General features: G+C 51.4%; 14 protein-coding genes. 5 read left to right on the top strand and 9 right to left on the bottom strand.

Annotation, left to right across the window (positions count from 1 at the left end):
• The first annotated feature begins 97 nt into the window (after window positions 1–97).
• Window positions 98–817 carry a ParA family protein gene (locus AS151_RS20250; RefSeq protein WP_071518880.1) on the top strand — a complete coding sequence of 240 codons (720 nt, stop codon included), beginning with the start codon at window positions 98–100 and terminating at the stop codon, window positions 815–817.
• Between the two features lie 44 nt (window positions 818–861).
• Window positions 862–1,476, top strand: coding sequence for a hypothetical protein (locus AS151_RS20245; protein ID WP_071518879.1), 615 nt, complete (start codon window positions 862–864; stop codon window positions 1,474–1,476).
• A 114-nt stretch (window positions 1,477–1,590) separates the two neighbouring features.
• Here the strand turns inward: AS151_RS20245 and AS151_RS20240 are convergent, their stop codons facing one another.
• The gene (locus AS151_RS20240; protein ID WP_343327450.1) at window positions 1,591–2,685 is read right to left on the bottom strand and encodes an SUMF1/EgtB/PvdO family nonheme iron enzyme; all 1,095 of its coding nucleotides are present in this window, start codon (window positions 2,683–2,685) and stop codon (window positions 1,591–1,593) included.
• A 120-nt stretch (window positions 2,686–2,805) separates the two neighbouring features.
• Window positions 2,806–3,591, bottom strand: a complete 786-nt coding sequence (gene egtC / locus AS151_RS20235; protein WP_071518878.1) for an ergothioneine biosynthesis protein EgtC — start codon at window positions 3,589–3,591, stop codon at window positions 2,806–2,808.
• Between the two features lie 186 nt (window positions 3,592–3,777).
• Between egtC and clpS the strand changes: the two genes are divergently transcribed.
• Window positions 3,778–4,059, top strand: a complete 282-nt coding sequence (clpS, locus tag AS151_RS20230; RefSeq protein WP_071518877.1) for an ATP-dependent Clp protease adapter ClpS — start codon at window positions 3,778–3,780, stop codon at window positions 4,057–4,059.
• Window positions 4,060–4,072: 13 nt separating this feature from the next.
• Window positions 4,073–4,897, top strand: a complete 825-nt coding sequence (locus AS151_RS20225; RefSeq protein ID WP_071518876.1) for a type II CAAX endopeptidase family protein — start codon at window positions 4,073–4,075, stop codon at window positions 4,895–4,897.
• On the opposite strand, the gene AS151_RS20220 is transcribed toward AS151_RS20225, so the two are convergent.
• The 3 genes from AS151_RS20220 to AS151_RS20210 all read right to left on the bottom strand — a co-directional run bounded on the left by AS151_RS20220 (window position 4,889) and on the right by AS151_RS20210 (window position 10,636).
• Entirely contained in the window at window positions 4,889–5,536 is a 648-nt protein-coding gene (locus AS151_RS20220) for a pentapeptide repeat-containing protein (RefSeq protein WP_071518875.1), read from the bottom strand. The two genes, AS151_RS20225 and AS151_RS20220, sit on opposite strands and share 9 nt — an antisense overlap.
• A gap of 3 nt (window positions 5,537–5,539) precedes the next feature.
• A complete protein-coding gene (locus tag AS151_RS20215) occupies window positions 5,540–6,934 on the bottom strand; it encodes a DICT sensory domain-containing protein (protein WP_071518874.1) in 1,395 nt (464 codons plus the stop codon).
• Window positions 6,935–7,066: 132 nt separating this feature from the next.
• Complete coding sequence (locus tag AS151_RS20210) at window positions 7,067–10,636, bottom strand: response regulator (protein WP_071518873.1); 3,570 nt, start codon at window positions 10,634–10,636, stop codon at window positions 7,067–7,069.
• A gap of 654 nt (window positions 10,637–11,290) precedes the next feature.
• Here AS151_RS20210 and AS151_RS20195 point away from each other — a divergent pair.
• The gene (locus AS151_RS20195; RefSeq protein WP_244533091.1) at window positions 11,291–12,034 is read left to right on the top strand and encodes an N-acetyltransferase; all 744 of its coding nucleotides are present in this window, start codon (window positions 11,291–11,293) and stop codon (window positions 12,032–12,034) included.
• A gap of 63 nt (window positions 12,035–12,097) precedes the next feature.
• On the opposite strand, the gene AS151_RS20190 is transcribed toward AS151_RS20195, so the two are convergent.
• The 4 genes from AS151_RS20190 to AS151_RS20170 all read right to left on the bottom strand — a co-directional run bounded on the left by AS151_RS20190 (window position 12,098) and on the right by AS151_RS20170 (window position 18,124).
• The gene (locus tag AS151_RS20190; protein WP_343327449.1) at window positions 12,098–12,964 is read right to left on the bottom strand and encodes a methylenetetrahydrofolate reductase; all 867 of its coding nucleotides are present in this window, start codon (window positions 12,962–12,964) and stop codon (window positions 12,098–12,100) included.
• A 438-nt stretch (window positions 12,965–13,402) separates the two neighbouring features.
• Window positions 13,403–14,413, bottom strand: coding sequence for a tryptophan--tRNA ligase (trpS, locus tag AS151_RS20180; RefSeq protein WP_071518867.1), 1,011 nt, complete (start codon window positions 14,411–14,413; stop codon window positions 13,403–13,405).
• 64 nt (window positions 14,414–14,477) lie between these two features.
• Window positions 14,478–15,365 (bottom strand): adenylate/guanylate cyclase domain-containing protein, encoded by an 888-nt coding sequence (locus AS151_RS20175; RefSeq protein ID WP_084639822.1) that lies wholly within the window; start codon window positions 15,363–15,365, stop codon window positions 14,478–14,480.
• Window positions 15,366–15,403: 38 nt separating this feature from the next.
• The gene (locus AS151_RS20170) at window positions 15,404–18,124 is read right to left on the bottom strand and encodes an adenylate/guanylate cyclase domain-containing protein (protein WP_084639820.1); all 2,721 of its coding nucleotides are present in this window, start codon (window positions 18,122–18,124) and stop codon (window positions 15,404–15,406) included.
• Window positions 18,125–18,326: the final 202 nt, after the last annotated feature.

Raw genomic sequence — 18,326 nt, 5'->3', positions numbered from 1 at the left:
AACAGTTAGGAAATGGTTAGGATTTTGCTAGTATCCATTGAGAAAACCAGTAGGGTGGGCAGTGCCCACCCTACAAAACCTCACATAAGTTCTCGACATGATTGAAACCAACAGTCAGGGAAAGCAACCATCAAATTCCCATCCCAAAATTCTCGTTACCATGAACGGCAAAGGCGGCGTTGGCAAAACCACCACTGCCGTCAATGTCGCTGCTATTCTTGCCGGCAATTATTCCCTGTTGCTTGTCGATACCGACCCGCAAGGTTCGGCTGCTTGGTGGTGCGATCGCAATTCCCAGGATATAGGATTTGATGTTGCTTCCGAACAAGACCCGCAACTGTTGGGCAAACTGCGGCAGATATCCGACTACGAACTCATTGTCGTGGATACCCCACCCGCCCTCAACGCCGATAGTTTGGCAGCAGTTCTCACCCACGCCGACTATCTGATTTTGCCCACCCCGCCAGCCCCCATGGATTTAGCCGCGTTAATCGATACCGTTCGTCAATCGGTTACCCCAACAGACGTTTCCCATCGGGTTTTGCTAACCCGCGTCGATACCCGCAGCTTGCGAGAAGCCTTGGAAGCACAAAATACCCTGCAAGAAATGGGCATTCCCGCCTTCCATGCCTTCGTTCGCGCCTACAAAGCCCACGAACAAGCCGCCTTGAATGGGGTTGCCATCGACCAACTGCGGGGTAAAAAAGCCCAAGAAGCCGCTTCCGACTACCGCCGGGTTGCCGACGAGATTTGCCGGGATTTGCAATTGCGCCAGGGGGCTTCGCGAAGCACTCCTACAAGGGGGGAAAGAACTTGATAGTATGGAAGTGATATTCTTGGTGTTATTCCCCCTAAACAATCATGGCACAAAAACGTTTGGCAGATATGTTGCGCGAAGAGGCTGGTAAAAATCCTCAGTCGAAATCCGATCCAGCGGATGTAGAAGCTTCTACCGAACAGACAGCGGAAAACAACAACGACGAATCCAACCAAATTGCCCAGTTGCAAGAAGCGATCGCAGATTTAAAACAAGAACTGGAACAAGAACGGGAACTTACAAAAAAATTGCGATCGGATTTAGATTCTGCTTGGAAAACCAAAGTTGATTTGGAAGATAAGCTCGATAAGAAAAACCAAGAAGCCGAACAGTTACAGCAAAAAACTCAAGAAAGCGATCGCTGGAAATCCAAATTTGAAGAAGCTAAGCAAGCCGCCGTTCACCTCACCGAAGAAAACGACCAGCTCAACCAACAAATCCAAGACCTACAACAAGAACTAGAAAGCACCCAAGAGAAAAATAACGAACTGAACCAACAACTGGAACAGTTGCAAAGCAAATCGCTGCAACGCCCGCGACGCCCAGGGCAACCCTTTCCACGCAAGTCAGGGAGCGATCGAGGTTCCCAATACGCTGCCTTGGCTCCGAAAAATCAGAACAACCAAAATTCTGGCGATCTAACCGATTGGATGGATTAGCAAAAAGCGTGGCGGTAAATACACAAAAAAAACACAGCAAAGCATCACCCAAGAGAAAGGGTAGCCCACAGAAGGCTACCCCCGAGAGAACTTCCCCATCTTCTCCATTCTTAATTATCCGCTGCTTGCTAGCCGAAAGCCAACAAAAATTTCGCGGATGTGGGGATAATACCAGTTGCGGAAGCTAGAACGCAAGACCCAAGGGCGCGTTGCCCAACTTCCCCCGCGCATAACATAGTGCTGTCCGTCGAAATACTGCTGGGAATAGCCGGGATAGGGATAAAATTCAAATCCTTCATACCCATCAAACAGGGATGAAGTCCATTCCCAAACATTGCCCAGCATGTCGTAAACCCCATAGGCACTAGCGCCTTCGGGATAGGCATCTACTGGCGTGGTGGTTCCCACATACCCGTCGTGGTTGCTGCGGGTGGCATCGGGAAAGGCATCTCCCCAGGGATACAAACGGCGGGTTTCGCCATCGGGATGACCCCTGGCGGCTTTTTCCCATTCGATTTCTGTGGGCAAACGCTTACCCACAAAGTTGGCATAGGCGGTGGCTTCAAACCAACTCACACCGCAAACGGGATGGTCGGGTTTCTCACTTTGCAAATGCCAGTACAAAGGCTGGCGGCGGGATTGTTTTTGCACCCATTTCCAACCTGCCGGCGTCCACCATTGGGGGTCTTCGTAGCCGCCTGCTGCGATAAACTGTTGGTATTCGCCACAGGTAACGGGATAGCGGTCGATCCAATAGGTGGGTACAAAACACCAATGACCCGGACGTTCGTTATCCAATGCCTCCATGCCGTTGTTTCCCCGGCAAAATCTACCAGCGGGAATTTTCACCATATCGTCAGAACGATTGGCAGCAGCAATGGCAATGGCGGCGTTTTCCGTGGGAATATCGGGCAGTTGCAGCAGTTTTTCTACCAGCGCCATGGTTTCGCTGTGCTGGCTTTCGTGTTGCAAAATAAACCGCCACAGGCGTTCTTCGTGTTCTAGAGGCGCTACGTCCAAATATTCCCAAACTGCCTCGCGAACTTTATCGAGATATTGGCGAATTTCGCCGCGCGAGGGCAAATTCACCCGTTCTTGTTTGGGAGAGGTTTCTGCAGAAAACAGTTGGTGGTATTGGGGAAATACGGGGGGCAAGCCAGCGCAGGTTTGCAGCAGCCACAGGTCTTCGGTATAGGCAATATGCCCCAAATGCCAGCCGATGGGACTAAATTCGGGATGGGGTTGGTGGCATAAGGCGGTATCGTCGATAGGTCAAACTGCTCTAATGTGCGCTGGCGACACTGTTGTAGTGCTTGTTGGATTTGTTCTCTACAGTTCGGTGTAGTCGAGAGCAAGGTTTTCTCCTACATGTAGCATACTGCGTTCGCCAAAGGGTTTCCAGTTGCCTGGAAATAGCGGTTCCGATGCGATCGCGATACTATTGGGAAAGCGATCGCTATTTTGGATCCAATACAACGATGGTACCGGCGATGAACTCGCAAAGCGAGAGGCCATGACATTTTTCCCATCGCTGACTACCAAATTGGCGGCGAGGCGGGTGTTGTAGCGTTCTGCCATTTCCCCCAGAATGCTGAGGGTTCGTTCCATGGCTTGGCTGAGGGAACCACCGCTGTCTTGATATTTTTGCGCGAACAGAGCAAACATATGCTCCGAATCGGTGGTACCATTTAAGTTCTGATAGATATCATCTGCCAAGCGATCGCGCAAAGGGCGAAACAAGGTTTGGCGAAATTGTTTGACAAACCCGTTGTGGACTCCCATCAACTGCTGGTAGCGAAATGGCTGGCAATTGCTCATATCCACGGGTTGCCCTTCAGTAGCACTGCGAACGCATCCCAATATATTGCCCGATTCTACATACCGACTCACCGAAGGCAAATTTACATCGCTCCAAATGGGTAAAGTATGCTTGTAGGTAAACGGTTCGGTATCCCGGCTGGCGTGGTACCAACCCACCCCAAAACCGTCGGCATTGGCAACCCCAGAGGTCATTTCCTTGGGGGAATGGCTTTGTACCACCAGCGAGTGCGGTGGTTCGTACAGCAGTTTCTCCATGGAAATGGGACTGCCCATATATCCCAGAATACGACACATAAGATTCCACAAACGATAAGATTCAAAGACGAATGATGGCACATCCTAAAAAATTCGTTAAACTATATCATGATTCTAAAAAAAAGGCCTGTTCCACAAGTTGGTTGCGGACAAGCCAATAAATTCTTTTATGATAATTTTTCCATGTCCACCCAAGCAAACTCGCTATCAGGAGGGCGAATAATTATGTCGGTACAAACTGTAGAAAAACGCTCGACTTCCCAAAAACATGCCCCGCGCTACCGCGTTTTGCTACACAACGACGACGTTAACTCTATGGAGTATGTTGTGCAAACGTTGATGAAAACTGTTCCTAATATTACCCAACCCCAAGCGGTGAACATCATGATGGAGGCACATACCAATGGGATGGCTTTGGTGATTGTTTGCGAACTGGAACATGCAGAATTTTACAGCGAAACCTTGCGTACCCACGGTTTGACCAGTACCATCGAACCGGAAGAATAGGGGATTTCACGGTTTGCACGCCCAACGCCTAACTCGCATTCGTCGGTTTTCTGCCCCAGTTCGCCTGGGGTTCTTTATTTTTTTATTGCTGTGTCTGTGGCTGCCGGTGGCGCTGCCGGTTTACTTGCTGGTTGCTGATGCCAATTGGGCAAGTATTCTTGCTTTGAGCTTTTTGTACGGGGAATTTTTATGGTTGGTGCGATGGTGGGAACGGCAGGTTTACCAACAACCATATCCTTTGGTGGGGTTTGGCTTGACAAATTTTACCAAATATGGTATGGAAATGGGTTTGGGCGTCGCGATCGCTTTTGGTAGTCTTTTTGCTCTCTATTCCCTACAAGCTAGCTGGGGATGGCTGGTTTGGCAACCGCTGCGGGCGGGGTTTGGGCAAATTCTTGTAGAAGGGTTGCTGGTTGCTGTGGGGATTGGCTTTGCTGAGGAATTGTTTTTTCGGGGATGGCTGCTGGCAGAACTGCAACGGGATTATTTTCCCCGATTGGCTTGGTTTCTCAATGCGGGCATTTTTGCCCTGCTACACTATCTCAAACCCCTGCAACAAATTCTACAAACCCTACCCGAATTTGCCGGTTTGTTTTTATTGGGGATAACCCTAATCTTAGCCAAACGCGCTACTGGCGGCAGGCTGTGGTTGCCTATAGGATTGCATGCCGGTTTTGTGTGGGGATACTATGCCATCAATGTGGGCCATTTGGTGCAATTCTCACAAACGGTTCCCCCTTGGCTAACCGGCATCCACGGCAATCCTTTAGCTGGCGTTGTGGGATTGTTGTTTTTAGGCGCGATCGCGGTCATCTTTACAAAACTTAACTTAACCTAGCGATCGCTGCTCGTCCAACACCGTTCCCTCAATGCAAGCACCGGTCAAAATCGTGCCATTCAAAGTTGCCTGGTGCAAATCCGCACAGAGCAAATTCGCACTGGTAAAATTCACCCCAGACAAATTGGTGCCGTACAGGTTGGCTTCCTCTAAATTGCTTTCCGTAAAAATGGCCCCTTCCAACTCCGCCGTATTCAAATCCGCACCTTTCAAATTGGCACTGCTGAGATTAGCACCACGCATATCGGCACCGCGCAAGTCTACCCCGCGCAAGTTCGCACTCATCAAATTGCTGCCGCTGAGAAAAGCACCAAACAAACTCCCTTTCTCTAAATTGGCAGCCATCAAATTGGCACCGCGAAAATTACCACCCCGCATATCGGCACCACTCAAATCGGCTTGCATCAAATTGGCACCGAGGAAATTAGCACGTAAGTCAGCCCCCATCAGGCGGACACCAATTAAATTCGCACCATCCAACTGAGCGCGTTCTAAGTTGGCATTGCTGAGATTGGCACCCACCAAATTGGCACCCGCCAAACGTACGTGGCGTAAGTCGAGACCAGATAAATCTGTTTCTTCTAAATCGCAGCCGGACAAATCCTTAATTTCACCAGCGCGAATTGCTTCTATATCCATAAGTTATGTTCGCTCGGAAATGACATTGCTTTGCTGGGGCATGGACCCCTCCATCAGCCACATACCGGTTTGTAAGTGGAAAGGCGTTGTCGGTAAGTTTAAACCTTGCTGCAATCCTTTGACAAGCAACGACAGCAGTTGCACCAAATTGGGGTCCCAGCGTTTTTCGGATTCTGCCTCGCACTCAGCGAAACTACGGGCAGCACATTCCGCCTCCGAGAGGGTTTCTCCTTGGGTACTGCGCAAGTGATTGAAGCGCTGTTGGAAAGCTACCACCAAACCCAAAATCCGCGATTCCAGGGGAATTTCTTCTCCTGACAGGTGACCGGGTTGCCCCTGACCGTCCCAACGTTCGCTTTGATGGTTGATAATTTTAGCAATGGCTTGCAGCCGTGGCATTTTTCGCAGTACTTGGGCACCGGAAGGAATGGGGCAGCTGGGGGCATCAGTGGCGTCGGTAGCACCTAACAGGCTTAAAGGGCTCAAACGATGCAGCAAAGCTGCCAAACGCAGTCGTTTGACCTGCCAGGCGGGCAAATCCAGCAATTGTCCCATCATTTCTGTCAAAACGCTGGTTTCGTTGGCAGCTTGGGGATTTACCGGGTCGAACTCGTCGATGAGTTGTGCCATCCGCAAAAAAGATTGCAGTTCGTTGGCGACCAGGTTTTGCTGCAAGGCATCTTGATGGGCTTTGGATACGTTGGATTCGGGGAAACCAAAGCTGGATTCGTGGTGGCGCAGGTAATCTACCACCCGACCGACGACGGTACAGATAAAATCTGGGCTGGGGGCAAAGCGTTTGGTGTGCTGGCGGTAGGGGGCTACTTTTTCGTTGAGAAAACTTTGCAATTGTGGTTGGTAGCGACCGGTATGGGCGATCGCCAGTTCCATGGCTTCCAAGACCAAATGCGGTTCAAAGGTCCAAAACCCGTAAAATTTTCGTTCCAGATCCGAGTGCGGCTTGTCGTCTTCGCTGTATTCCTCCGGTGGAAGTTCTTGGCACAAAACCATGGCGGTGTAGCTAGGCGAGAGGATAATTAAGTGCCATTCGTGGGCTACCGGATCCTCGGGTTCAATGGGAACCAGGGTAACGTTATCGTTTTTGCTAGCCCCTTCAGCAAAACCAGCCTCTGGTTGGGCCAAAATGGTAATGTTTTGAGACTTAGCAGCTAATTGCTGGTAGCGTTCTGCCTCTTGCATGTACCATTTCCCCTGTTGGAAGGCCGCCAGCACAATCGGTTCCTCTTCCAATTCTAAAATGCTGTCTTCCAGGGCGTGGCACAGGGCAATGAGCGTATTTTTGTAGTATACCCCGTACTGCAAAGGTGTATGGGGATAGTTGCCATCTCCGTTTTGATGGGCTGCCGCTAGTTTTTGCAGAATCGAACCTGACCGCATATCTTTTGGTTTTGTATAGTAGCTTTCCTTATGAAAAGTATAAGCGATCGCAGGGGAAAGTGAAAAAAGCCCGGGCTTCTTTCATAGGTTTCTTTACGTTTTTTTAGGTATTGTTACAGAAATATAATTTTGTTAACTTGCCTCCTCATGGGGATTGGCGTTTTTGTCTGTGGGGGTCACCGTAAAAGCCAGTACGGTTTCGTCCAAGCCCTTCAATTTTAAGGAACGGAACTTGGTAATTTCATCATCTTCCAAATAATCGGCCACTGCCGCCGATACCAAAATGGCATCCGGGTCCGCCGCTTCTTGCAAACGGGCCGCAATATTCACGCTGGGACCGATCGCGGTATAATCGGAACGTTCCGTACCGCCAAACATGCCCACCACCGCCGTTCCTTGGTGGATGCCGCAGCGGAAGCGCACCTGGGGCAGACCTTCCGCGCGCCAGCGTCGGTTGAGTTCGGCTAGGGAACGGTGCATTTGCCGGGCAGACTCAATGGCACGGTGAATTTGTTCGTTGGGGGTGAGGTCTTCCGGGGCACCATATAGCGCCATCACCGCATCGCCGACAAATTTATCCACCGTACCGCCCTGTTGGAACACCGCTGCCGTCATTTCTGCCAAATATTCGTTGAGAACTTGTGCCACCCGGCGCGATCGCAAATTGTTGGCCAGCTCCGTAAATCCTACAATATCGCTAAACAAAATGGTAATCAAACGCGGTTCCGGGCGCAGATCCAGAGACAATTCCCCGGTAGCCGCTTTTTCCACCATGGAAGGGGGCAAAAACCGTCGCAACACCGATTCCGTGAGGTAGCGATTTAGCTGTGCCACCCGACGTTCGTTCTCCTTCAACGATAGCAAATTGCGCACCTCCGCCAGCAACTCGCGATCGTTAAACGGTTTCGACAAGTAAGCATCCGCCCCTTTTTCCACCCCTTCAATGCGGGTATCTTCGTTCACCTTCGCCGTCAGCAGCACAATGGGAATTCCCTTAAACCGTTCTTCCTCCCGCAACATGGAAATCATATCCAACCCCGACACCACCGGCATCATCAAATCCGCCACAATCAAATCTGGATGGTAGTTGTGGGTAACCTGGATGCCTTCCGCGCCATTGCGCGCCAGCAGCACTTGATAGCCTTCCCCTTTCAGAATCGAGGCCACATAGGTACGCAAATCGGCATTATCATCCACAAACAAGATTTTTTTCTGTTCCGGGTCCTCCAGTTCTGGGGCAATTTCCCAATTGGGAATTTCGGTGGTTTGGGAAGTACTGGCATCGGTGGTGGTGGCACTGTCTTGCAATTCCGTTTCCAAATCCGCCAGTTCTACGTCTGCCCCAGCAATTTCCGATTCCGCCGGCACTTCAATCACTTGTTCTGGGGGCAAATGGGCGCAACCAGTGGGCAACCAAATGGTGAAAGTACTGCCTTCGCCTTCCACCGAATCCACAGTAATTTGCCCGCCGTGCAATTCCACCAATTCTTTAGCCACCGCCAAGCCCAAACCGCTACCTTCGTAAGCCCGGTCGGTGGCACTGTCACCCTGGCGAAAGCGGTCGAACAGGTAGGGGATTTGGTCGGGGGGAATGCCAATGCCCGTATCGGCAATTTGAATCAAGCAGTAGCCGCCCACATGTTTGGCACCAACGGCGATTTCTCCGCCCGAAGCAGTGAATTTCATGGCGTTGGAAAAGAGATTGTATAGAACTTTATCAAATTTTTCTAAGTCAATGTAGACAGAGGGGCATTCTTGTAGGTTGGCTTTTAGGTTTAAGCCTTTGCGTTCGCAGTACGGATGGAAAGCATCGATAATTTGCCTCAGGAGATTTTCCAATCTACAGGGACGAAAACGGGGCTGCATTTTACCCGCATCTAATCTATGTAAGTCCAGTAGCTGGTTGACCATGCGCAGCAGACGGCGGGAATTGCGCAAAGCGATCGCAGCTTGTTCTGGAGGTAAGCCAGTTTCGCTATTGGCAGCCGCCTCCAACGGACCCATCATCAAGGTTAGCGGCGTGCGGAATTCGTGGGAAATATTTTGGAAAAATTCTGTTTTTTGTCGGTCTAAAGCCAGCAATCGTTCCGCTTGTTGCTTGGTTTTTTGATACAAACGGGCGTGTTGTACCGCGATCGCAGCTTGCGCGGCTACAGCTTCCGCCAGGTCGATTTCCGAAGCCACCCAATGGCGGCTGCGGTCGGCTTGACGCAGGGAAATACTACCAATAATCTGACCGTCTACCAGCAACGGCACCACCAACAACGCTTTCGCCGAGACCCGGAACGGCGCGTCAAACACTTCCTCTTCGGAATAGTGGTTAATATCGTTGATGGCGACTGGCTTTTGCGTTTGCAATAACTGTTGCAACAGGGTATTGCCGGTAATGGGTACCCGCGAAGTGGGCAAACCTTGAGCGCGACCTGGGGAACCGGCGGTGGTGTTTTCTCCCGTTTCGCGGATAGGTTGGTGTTCGTCCGAAGTTTCGGTTTGCTGCCGTTCGTACAGACCCACGCACTGCACGTACTCGTCTTCGGCAGTCCACAGGGAAAGGGCACAGCCATCCACCTGCAATGCCTGCCCCAACTGCTCGGTAATCGCCGCAAAAATTTCCCTCGGTTCCAAGCTAGAGCGAATGGCACTGGTAATGCTATTGATGAGGGCTTCCCGCTGTGCCAGTGCCCTCACCTGTTCGTAGGCGCGCGCTTGGGAGAGGGTTAAAGCTGCCTGGTCGGCCACCATAACCACCAACTGAATTTCGTCGTCTTGCCAGACCCGTTCTTCCCCGCATTGGTGCAAGGCTAACACCGCCAGTACCGACCAATCCTGGGGTCTGCCGTATTGCTGGCTGCACAGGGGAACAATCAAACTGGAGCGAATGTCGTTGTCTCGGTACGCTTGGGCGCGTTCGGGGGAAGCTTGGATGCGTTCGTCGCTGCTGGCGTCGTTGGCAACAATCACATCTTGGGTTTCCCAAACGGTTTTCAAAAGTTGCTCGCTCTGGGCGTCGGTTTTCGGTTCTGCTTGGCTGGCGGGAACCATGGGAATGGGGGAATAGCTGTTGCTGCCGTTTGAGTGGCGGTTGTGGGCGTGGGAGTTGCGGGAGGTGTAAATTAGGGGGTCTTCGTGACCCTGTTCGTCGGAGACCGGCCGCAGCAAGCAGTAGCTCACCTCAAACATTTGCCCCACGGTTTCCACAATGGTTTGTAGGATTTGTCGGTAGCTGAGGGCGCTGCGAATGGTGTTGGTAACGGCGTTGAGGAGGGATTCTTGCCGCAGAGTGCGCCGCAGTTCCCGGGTCCGCCTTTTCAGGAGGCTGTGAGTTTCTACGGCTTGGCGTACCGCTTGTTTTAGTTCCTGGGCGTTCCAGGGTTTGGTGACGTATTTAAAAACTTGCCCGCTGTTGATGGCCTCCACGAGGTCTTCCACGTCGCTGTAGGCGGTGATGATAATCCGAATGACATCCGGGTATTGGGTGGCGGTAATGCTGAGAAATTCCGTGCCGCTCATCTGAGGCATGCGTTGGTCGGTGATGATGACGGCAATATCATCCCGCGACGCTAAAATTTCTAGCGCGGAGGCGGCACTACGAGCTTGCAAGACTTCGTATTCTTGATAGAACGTGCGGTACAGTAAATCTAGATGATCGGGTTCGTCATCCACAATCAGGATTTTGGGGAATTTGGTTGCTTCTACGCTCATGCACCGCTCTCCTGCTGCTTGCCGGGAAATACGACCCACAATTTATGCTATGGGGCAGGTACGGGGGAGATTGGTTTGATGGCTCCTACCGTACCAGTTGCTTATGGTCTCCCCGATTGATTGCTGGTTCCACAGTAGCTGTTCGCGCCACGCACCCATATGGGAAATGGAAATGGTTTCCCTATAAGACCAATTTACCTTGCTATGGTGCCAAAAGCACCATGGCCTACGATGCTGCTTGCGATCGCGAGGGAAAAGTTTTGGGGGTGGGAGGGGAGGAAATGGCAAAAGTTGGGTGATTTTTTCTCCAGATATAGATTGGTGTTGGGTGGGAACTTTCCACGCATGCACCCCGATCCTTATTGTTTATTGTATTTTGATTTTTTTCTGGTGGGGCAAGAATTCATGGCCTGAGTGGAAAAATTTGGATCGAACCATCAGGGGTTGTCTGTTTTTGGGGTTCGGATGGATAGGCACAGACAGCCACGATGGCGATGGGGAAAAGGAATTTCTACGGCGATCGCTGAAAAATTTGGTGGTCTTTGGGCCCCCGATCGCAAAGGTCTGCTGCTATCATCCTAATACAGGCATGGATGGGGAATATGGGAACCAAGGCTGGAAAGGATTCCCCAAACCACACCAAAAGAACCCATTGTGCGGGGGTTGGTATTTTGTCTGTTCGCTCTACGGCTGCGGCGTTTGGTGTGCCACGAACGGATAACGGTATCGCGCCACTGCCATTGGTTCTGTGCTTTTGTTCTATGTTGGGGATTGTTAGGCACCGCCATGCAAACTTTTTCTGAAAATACCACGGTTCGGCTAGGGAATTCCCACGTTTTGGTGCGTTCCGCTTCCCTTCAAGATGCGCCCACCCTAGCGGATATTCTGACGGTGGGTTTTTATTCTCAAACGGGGGTTTGGGGGCTGATTTATCCCTTGGTACGGTTGGGCATTTACGAGGATTTGCGCCAGCGCTTGCGCGGCCATACCCCCTACTATGTCTGTTTGGCAGCCACCCTTCGTACCCACTATCGTAGCGGGGGGGTGGGGAAGTGGGGTCCGGAACAAATTGCCGGTACGGTGGAAATGAGCCAACGTACGCCTTCCCCTTGGGAAAGTCGCGGCGGCCCCTATTTATACGTTTCCAATTTGGCGGTCAAACCGACGTTTCGCCGTTGCGGGGTGGCTAGTCAGCTATTGCTGGCTTGCGATCGCGTGGCCTGGCGGTGGGGATTTACAGATATTTACTTGCACGTTCTCGAAGAAAATCAAAGCGCTCGTGCCCTATATGAGAAAATTGGCTATCAATTAGCAGGTATGGATTTTTCGCCCCGCCTTTTGTGTTTTCAGCCACCGCGGCGGTTGTTGTTGCGCAAGCGAATTCGCGGTGAGGGGTAGCGTTGGGCATGGGGGCATGGAGGCATCGGTACGCCCCCAAAACCAAGCCCCCCAAAACCGAACCTACTTCACCGCCTGCACACCGGCGCGGTCTAAAATTTGCGGGATGAGTTCTTCTCGCTTCACTGCCATAATGTGCACTCCGTGGCACAGTTGCCGCGCCATTTGAACTTGTTCGGCGGCAATGTTGATGCCTTCTTGTAAGGGTTCGGAGGCTTTTTCCAAACGCTCTATGGTTTCTTCACTGATATGAACGCCCGGTACCATTTTATTGATAAAACGCGCATTTTTAGCAGATTTTAAGAGAAAGATACCCGCCAAAATTGGCTTGTTGCAGCCGGCGGCGATTTGATTCATGAATTTATCTAGACGATCGAAATCAGAAATAAGCTGACTTTGGAAAAATTGAGCGCCGGCCGCTAGTTTGCGTTCAAAACGACGCTGCAAACCGGACCAACTCCGAGATTCGGGATCGACGGCAGCACCAGGAAACAAGTCGGTTGCACCATCTGGCATCGGATTTTTGTGGAAATCGACGCCGCGGTTGAGTTTGCCGATTAAGTGCAGCAAACGCACCGATTCCATGTCAAATACGGCTTTGGCTTTGGGGTGGTCGCCGGCTTTGACTGGGTCGCCAGTGAGAGCCAAAATATTGCGAATCCCCAATGCATAGGCACCGGTCAGGTCGGCTTGCAAGCCAATGCGATTGCGATCGCGGCAGGCAAACTGACAAACGGGTTCGATACCGTATTGCAATAAAATGGCAGAAACCGCCAGGGGCGACATGCGCATGACGGCGCGACTGCCATCGGTAATATTAACGGCATGAACGCGATTTTTCAGGTTCTGTGCCAGTTCTAGGGTATGGCTGGGATCGCCTCCTTTCGGGGGCGTAATCTCAGCGGTTACGAGGAATTTCCCCGATTTCACGGCTTCGCGGAAGCCAGAAAGAGGGGTACAAACGGTGGGATTTTGTGTAAGAGTAATAGCGATACTCCTTATTATTTACTACACAAAAGTACACTCTTGATTATCTAGGAAAAAGGTGCAGAAAAAAGCATAGTTTAAAAATCTCAATCCCGATATGCGCCCCTAAATGCTATTTTGGCGATCGCTACGCTCAGCCGGCTGGGGAAAAACGCGATCGCCAAAACCTGCCTCTTGCCTCCGGAAATGGGGAAATCTGCCGCACCATCACCCCATCGCGATCGTCTATTGCTAGCACGAAATTCCTCCGAGGAAGATGATATAAAAAAAAATTATCATCAAATGTCAACAAATCCCCATTGATTGGCAACAAGCTGCGGGCATCTCCAGGGCAACCCGGAAAGGGTTGCCAAAACGACCAATTTGTGGGCAAGAAACCTTTCATAGGGGACGGGAGAATCCCAAAGCATCACGTACCCGTTGCAGGGTTTGCTCGGCAATGGCAGCGGCTTTTTCCCTGCCTTGACGCAACACCGATTCCAAATATCCGCGATCGCGAACAATTTCCTGGTACTTTTGCTGAATGGGTTTGAGTGCTTCCACCGTAGTTTCCGCTAGCAAAGGCTTAAACTGCCCCCAACCCATATCCTGGCATTCAGCCGCCACCGTTTCCTTATCTTTGCCCGACAGTAGCATGTACAAACTCAGCAAATTGTGACATTCCGGGCGTTCGGGGTCGTCAAACCACAATCCCCGGGTGGGGTCGGTTTTGCAGCGTTTGATTTTCCGCTGGATCGCCTCGGGAGAATCGAGCAAATTAATCCGACTGCCTTCTGCCGGCTCAGATTTGGACATTTTCTTCGTGCCATCGGTGAGACTCATCACCCGTGCCCCCACTTGGCGAATATCCGGTTCTGGCAGTTTCAATACCGAATTCTCGCCGTTGCCGTATAGGTAATTCAAACGGGCAGCAATATCGCGGGTCAGTTCCAAATGCTGCTTTTGGTCTTCCCCCACCGGTACCTTATCGGCATCGTACAGCAAAATATCCGCCGCCATCAGCACGGGATAATCCAACAACCCGGCATTAACATTTTCCCCTTGTTTGAGGGCTTTCTCTTTATACTGCACCATATCGTCCAGCCACGCCAGGGGAGTCAGGCAGTTCAGCAGCCAGGTCAGCTCGCTGTGGGCGGGGATATGGGATTGTACGAAAATGGTAGAATTTTCCAAATCGATGCCGCATGCCAGGTACAGTGCCGCAATGGTGTAGGTATCGGCGGCGAGTTGAGCTGGGTCGTGGGGCACCGTGATGGCGTGCAAATCCACCACGCAAAAGAAATTTTCGTATTCGTACTGTCGTTCTACCCAGTTGCGGATAGCTCCCAGATAGTTGCCTAAATGTAAATTTCCGGTCGGTTGAACGCCAGAAAGAACGCGCTGTTTACCCATAATTTCTGCGATAACGCCATTCGTACCCCATCCAGTCTACACGATCGCGTCGGTTGCAGGCCATTTAGCTGCCCACCGCCCAAGCACCATCCCAGTTTTCGGCGGGGGGTTCCCGCAGCAGTTGCTGGCATCTCGCCAGTTGGGTGGCGGCAGCTTTGTCTTGGCTGTCTAGTTCCAAGACGGTGGCAAATTCCCCCATGGCGATCGCAAATTGGCGGTTGAGGTAATATTCCCGCCCTTTTTGATAGTGACCCAAAACTTTTTGGCGCTCGGGGGAAAGGGAGTCGCCGGCAAATCCCAAAAACTCGTAAATGGTCATTGCCTCCTCGTTGCCCGGCAGGCGAATCAAATCCAACTCCCGGGTTTGAATGCGATCGCTACATAGCTTGTAAGTTGCCGTACTGAGCACCATCCCGCAACCGTACTGTTTGCTAATCTTTTCTAAAAAATGGCTAATATTCACCCCATCGCCAATAGCCGTCAATTTCATCCAGCTGCGGCTGGATTGGGTTTGGCGAATCAGCCGTTCCGAGTGAATCCCCATACCAATTTGCACTTCCGGTTGATTTTGTCGGCGCTGGCGTTCGTTCAACTGAGCCACTTTTTGTTGCAAATGGTTGCCTGCCCTCACTGCATGCCAGGCATGGTCTTCCAAACTTTCGGGCATGCCAAAAATCAAAATCGTGCGATTGCCCAAACACAAACATTCCACACCGTTGGCAAAGGTTTGTTTGTACTCAAAAGCCACCTCTGCCAGTTCTTCAAAGTAATGGGCAAGCAATCCCATCACATCTGCTTCCCCCAATTTCTCTTTTAAGATGGGGTAGCTGGAAACATCGCAAAACAAAATCGAACTGGGTTTTTGGTTCACCGTCAGCTGCAAGCGAGCTGCTGTTTCTGGCGCAACCACGCCGCGGTCGGTTTCTTTTTTTGGGTAATGATTCAATTCCATGGGGGTCCACTTCCATACACAACAAACAAAATGCTGATTTATTTTTCCGTCAGCCGCCAGACGCCATCCCAATCTTCCGGCGGAGGTTCTTGCAGGAAATGCTGGCAGCGTTGCAAGTGCAGTTGGGCAGCTTTGTTGTTTTTATCCAGTTCCAAGACCGTTCCAAATTCTGACATGGCGCGGGCAAACTGCCGGTTGAGATAAAAATCCCGACCGCGTTGGTAGGCATCCACCAATCGCATGGTTTCGTCGGAGAGGGTTTGCGATCGCAAGCCCACCACTTCGTAAATTGTCACTGGTTCGTGCCTGCCTTTCACAGTAATATAATCCAGCTCCCGCACGTAAATTTTATCGGCACAGGGTTGGTACGTTTTCTCGCTGATAATAATATCGCAGCCGTAGTGCTTGCTCGCCCCTTCCAACCGGGAAGCCAAGTTCACGCCATCGCCGATGGAGGTCAGTTCCATGCGTTTGCTGGAACCAATGTTGCCGCTGACCACTTCGTCGGAGTGAATGCCAATACCAATGCGAATAGGTTGCTTGCCGTTTTCCTGTTGCTTTTGATTGAACTTCACCAAGCGATGGCGCATTTCCACGGCGGTTTGCACGGCCATCCATTCGTGGTCGTCAAAGGGAACCGGCGACCCAAAGACCGCCATAATCGCATCGCCAATATATTTATCCAAAGTACCTTTGTTGGCGAGCACCGCATCGACCATGGATTCAAAATATTCGTTGAGCATGTCCACCACTTCTTCTGCTTGCATGCCTTCGGTGAGGGTGGTGTAGCTGCGGATATCGGAAAACAGCACCGATACTTCCCGTCGTTCCCCGCCGAGTTTGAGTTCGCCGCTGGAGAGGAGGGTTTCGGCGACATCTTGGGTCATGTAGCGGTAGAGAGTGCTCTTGAGGCGTTTTTCGTCGCTGATGTCTTCCATGACCACCAAGGCACCGTAGACGTTATCCGGATCGCTGGCATCGGCGATGGAATTAATAGATAGGTTAATGCTGTGTTGGGCCTTGGAATTGTGTGCCAGCAGGGTTTGTTCGGGATAGTATTGCTGGCGGGATTTATCGTCTTTGGGGTGCAAGGCGGCTGAGAGCCAGTTGGCAAAATCCCCTTCTTGAATTTTCAGTAAGTTGCTGATGGGATACCCGTCAATGCGATCGCTTTCTTCATATCCGAGCAACTGTTTGGCACTTTCATTGGCAGCAATCACATCGCCGTCGTCGTCGGTAGAAATCACCCCATCGGTCAAACTGCGCAGGATATCCCGCTGCATTTGTTCCTGCTGTTTGACGGTGGCGAAGAGTTTGGCGTTTTGCAAAGCCACCCCGGCTTGGATGTTAAAGGCTTTCATAAACTCCATGTCGGATTTGTTGAAGCTGGCTTTCCAACGTTCCGGAGCTTGCGGCCAATCTTTGGGGTCGTAGGGGGGATGGTCGCCGGGTTTAATTTTGTTTACCAATTGGGTAACGCCAATGAGTTCGCCGTCGCCGTTGAAGACAGGCATGCACAGCAGGCTGCAGGTGCGAAAACCAGTTTCTTGGTCGGTTTGTTTGGCGGTTTGGGAGCCGGGATGGTCGTATAGGTCGAAGGGAATAATCAACGGTTCTTCGGATGCGGCTACTTGACCGGCAAAACCGGCATTGCGGGGAATTCGGAGTTCTTTGGGGGTACCGTCATCCAGTTGGATTTGGGTCCACAGTTCGTTTTTTTCTTCGTCGATGAGCCAGAGGGTGCTGCGAGCTGCATTCATGAGCTTTCTGGCTTCTTCCATCACTTTTTTGAGGGTTTCTTGCAGGTCGAGGCTGCTTTTGCTCAAGGATTGAATGGCAGCCATTAAGGCTTCGGCAGCTCGCTGGCGTTGGATGGCTTTGTAGAAAGAGCGGGAAGATTCGAGTATCAGCCGAATGGAGGGGGCAAATTCTTCAAAGAGTTTTTCGTCTTCTTGGGTGAATCCTTGTACGTCTACCCGCTCCGAGAGGGGGACTTGGTTGGGATGGTCCAGTTTTTTGATTTTGTTAATCAGCTGCACTACGGCTACCAAATCCCCGTTATCGTTGAGCAGGGGAAGGGTGAGCATGGTGTAGGTACGGTAGTGGTTTTTCTTGTCGAATCCCTTGGCAGCTTCCGAGCGCGGATCGTCGTAAAAGTCGTAGGGAATGTTGACGGTTTTCTTGAAGGTGGCGACTTCTCCGGATATGCCCTTGTCGGATGGAATTCGCAGTTCTAGGGGTTTGCCGTTTTCTCCTTTGGCGACAATTGACCACAGTTCGTCGCGGTCTTCATCCAACAGCCAAATGGTGGTGCGATCGGCACCCAGCAGTTCTCCAGTTTTGAGGGTAATGGAGCGCAGCATTTCCTGGAGGATTTCGTCAAACCCTTGATTGCCCAGAACGTTATCCAGCATGGATAGGGTTTGATTGACGACTTTGAGTTTTTCCTCAACGTCGCTGACCACTTGTTTGAAGGTATCTTGGGTCAAGGGTGCCAAGAAGTCGGAAAAGGTGCCTTTGGTGGTGGTGAGGGCACTGCTGCTGGATTCTTTGGGTGGGGGCACCGAACCAGGAGAAAACTCGCTATTGGGGTTGGTTGGGGTCATGTCGATAATGCTGCGATCGGAAGCTTCAATAGCACTGCTGTGGGCAGTGCGGGGGGTGCCAGTGCGATCGCTATGAGAAGCGGTGTTTGGGCTGGCACTACCGATTTGGTTGTTCGTGTCCCACGTAGACCTATCGCCGGGTGCAGTTGTCATAAATCTTTTCTCTATAGAATTTTTGCGGACCGACCGAGGGTGGCAACCGTTTGTTTCCCTGGTGGTTTGGGAATGTCCACGACCATCATCGGTTAGTTGGGACGGTCAACGAGCGATTCGGTGTGCTGACGGGCGATGGAAACGGCTAACCAGTGAAAGCGGTTCGGAAAAGTTGTCCATAATTTTTCCATCATGGTAGCTC

The sequence above is a fragment of the Geitlerinema sp. PCC 9228 genome (assembly GCF_001870905.1).
Lineage (GTDB): Bacteria > Cyanobacteriota > Cyanobacteriia > Cyanobacteriales > PCC-9228 > PCC-9228.
The sequence above is the reverse complement of the archived record's forward strand: the minus strand, read 5'-3'. Positions and strand labels throughout refer to the sequence as shown.